Consider the following 2,726-nt stretch of genomic DNA (forward strand, 5'->3'; position numbering starts at 1 on the left):
CGTCCAGTTCGCGCTCAGCCAGTACCGCCATACCCTGGACGCGGCACAACTTCTGGACGAGCTGTCGCTCGGCTACCTCCGGCTGGCCCCCGATTTCGCGAAGTTGCCGCTGGCCCAGGCCCTGCACGATGAAATGCGCGAAGCCATCCAGTACGCTCACCGGCAGGGCCTGCAGGTCATCGCCCAGAACGTGGAAGACCCGCAGGCGGCGGCGGCGCTATGGATCGGCGGGATCGACTTCATTCAGGGCAATCTGGTCCACCGGCCCGAGCAAACCCTGGACTTCGACTTCCGGAGCGCAACGCTGTGACCGATGCCGCCGACACCCGCGCCGGCCGGAACCTGCAGGTGGCCCGCTGGCTGGCCTTGGGCGCGGCCGCCGGCGTCGCGCTGGCGCTGGTGATCGAGCGCACCGGCGTGGAAGGTCCGTGGCAGATGATCGCCCTGGTCATGGCCCTGCTGGCCCTGTTCGCGACGACCACGCTCGCCTTCACCACCCGCCAGCGCGAGCTGGCGCTGCAGGAGCACGCCGAACAGAACCAGCGCAAGGCCGAGGAAATCAGCGCCCTGCAGCAGGAGATCGACCGCCACACCGAGCTCGAACAGGAACTGACCCGGGCCAAGCAGGAAGCCGAATCGGCGTTCATGGCCAAGGGCGAATTCCTGGCCACCATGAGCCACGAGATCCGCACGCCGCTCAACGGCATCATCCCGATGCTGGACCTGCTTTCCGGCACACGGCTTGCGCTGGAGCAGCAGGAGTTCCTGCGCACCGCCACCGCCTCGGCGCAGCAGTTGCTGCGGATCGTCGACGACATCCTCGACTACTCCAAGCTCGAAGCCAACCGGCTGGAACTGGAAACCACCGGCTTCAACCTGCGCGAGCTGCTGCAAAGCGTGATCACCCTGATGCAGCGCCCCGCCGAGGCCAAGGGGCTGCGCCAGACCCTGCAGATCGACGCTTCGGTGCGCCTGCCGGTGCGCGGCGATCCGGTGCGGCTGCGCCAGATCCTGAGCAACCTGCTGAGCAACGCGATCAAGTTCACCGAGCACGGCGGCGTGACGGTGAGCGTGCGCCGCATGGGCGAAACCGCCACCCAGCACCAGTTGCGCTTCGAGGTGCAGGACACCGGCATCGGCATCGATGCGGCCACGCGCGCCAAGCTGTTCCAGCCTTTCAGCCAGGCCGACGCCTCGACCACCCGGTTGTACGGCGGCACCGGGCTGGGCCTGGTGATCTCGCAGCGCATCGTCGAACTGATGGGCGGCAAGATCGGCGTGGAATCCGAGCCGGGCCGCGGCTCGGTGTTCTGGTTCGAAGTACCGCTGCTCAAGGTGCAGGGCGACATCACCGAACGCCGTGAGGAAATGCACGGCGGACGGGTGCTGCTGATCACCACCGACGCCAAGCTGCGGATGCGGCTAACCCTGCTGCTGCCCAACTGGGGCCTGCGGATCACCGCCGTCGAGAACACCCACGACGCCCTCGAACGCCTGCGCCAGGCCCAGGGCCAGGGCAAGCCGTGGAACTATTCGGTGGTCCTTGCCGACCTGTCGAGCATCCGCAGCACGGCGGTGTCGCTGGCCCGCAACATGGATCGCCACGAACAGTACGGCAACGCCCGCCTGCTCTACCTGCGCGGCGACGAGGTGACCTCGCAGGATCTGCCGATGGGCGCCAGCATCCTCTCGCGCAACGCCGCCGATGCCGATCTACGAGCCGCGCTGTCGGCGTCCGGGGTCGCCTGGGCGCAGCAGGATCCGCATCCGGCGCCGGCGCCGCAGACGCCCAAGGTCGAACTCGGCCGCAAGGCCAGGGTTCTGCTGGTCGAGGACAACCCGGTCAACCTGATGGTCGCCCAGCGCCTGCTGCAGGTGCTCGGGGCCGACTGCGACACCGCCGGCAACGGCCAGGCGGCGCTGGCCAAGCTCGACGAAGCCGAATTCGACCTGGTGCTGATGGACTGCCAGATGCCGGTGCTCGACGGCTACGCGGCGACCCGACGCTGGCGCGAGCTCGAGCAGCAGCGCAAGGTGCAGCGACGGCTCCCGATCGTGGCGATGACCGCCAACGCGATGGCCGGCGACCGCCGCAAATGCCTCGACGCCGGCATGGACGACTACCTGTCCAAGCCGGTCAGCCGAGCCGAACTCGAACAGTGCATCGCGCGCTGGAAGGACACCCAGATGCCGGTGCCGGCCGCCGCTCCCGCACTGTCGGAACAACGGGATGCGCAGCGTCCCGGCGTGCTCGACCAGAACGTCCTGTCCGAACTGCGCGAAGTGCTCGGCGCCGAGGTCGACAAGATCATCGCGGTCTACCTGGAAGACACCCCGCGCCTGATCGCCCAACTCGAACACGCGGTCGCCGCCAGCAATCCGATCGCGCTGCGGATCGCCGCGCACACGCTGAAGTCGTCCAGCGCCAACGTCGGCGCGATGACCCTGTCCAACGCCGCCCGCGACCTCGAATACGGCGCCCGCGACGGCACCCTGTCGCAGCCGGCGGTCGCCGTCGCCCAGATCGTCAGCGAGTTCACCCAGGTACGCGAAGCGCTCAAGGCCTCGATGGCGGCCGGAGGCTGAGGCGGCGCAGCGGAATCAGTCGGCGTCGAGCTGCTGGGCGAGGTAGTTCTGCTCGCCCACGCGCCCGATCAACTCGATCTGGGTTTCCAGCCAGTCGATGTGTTCTTCCTCGGAATAGAGGATGTCGGCGAACACCTTGC

At 68.2% G+C, this 2,726-nt stretch carries 2 protein-coding genes and 1 pseudogene; 2 read left to right on the forward strand and 1 reads right to left on the reverse strand.

From position 1 onward, the window contains the following. Both Q0X16_RS09215 and Q0X16_RS09220 read left to right on the forward strand, forming a co-directional pair. Positions 1-310: EAL domain-containing protein (locus Q0X16_RS09215; RefSeq protein WP_297833363.1), on the forward strand; the 310-nt coding region annotated here is incomplete at its 5' end. 50 nt (positions 311-360) lie between these two features. Continuing rightward, positions 361-2,586, forward strand: a complete 2,226-nt coding sequence (locus Q0X16_RS09220; protein ID WP_297833365.1) for an ATP-binding protein — start codon at positions 361-363, stop codon at positions 2,584-2,586. 15 nt (positions 2,587-2,601) lie between these two features. Here Q0X16_RS09220 and Q0X16_RS09225 read toward each other — a convergent pair. Continuing rightward, positions 2,602-2,726, reverse strand: a pseudogene (locus Q0X16_RS09225) (bacterioferritin); the annotation flags it as partial.

The sequence above is a fragment of the Thermomonas sp. genome (genome assembly GCF_025993755.1).
Lineage (GTDB): Bacteria > Pseudomonadota > Gammaproteobacteria > Xanthomonadales > Xanthomonadaceae > Thermomonas.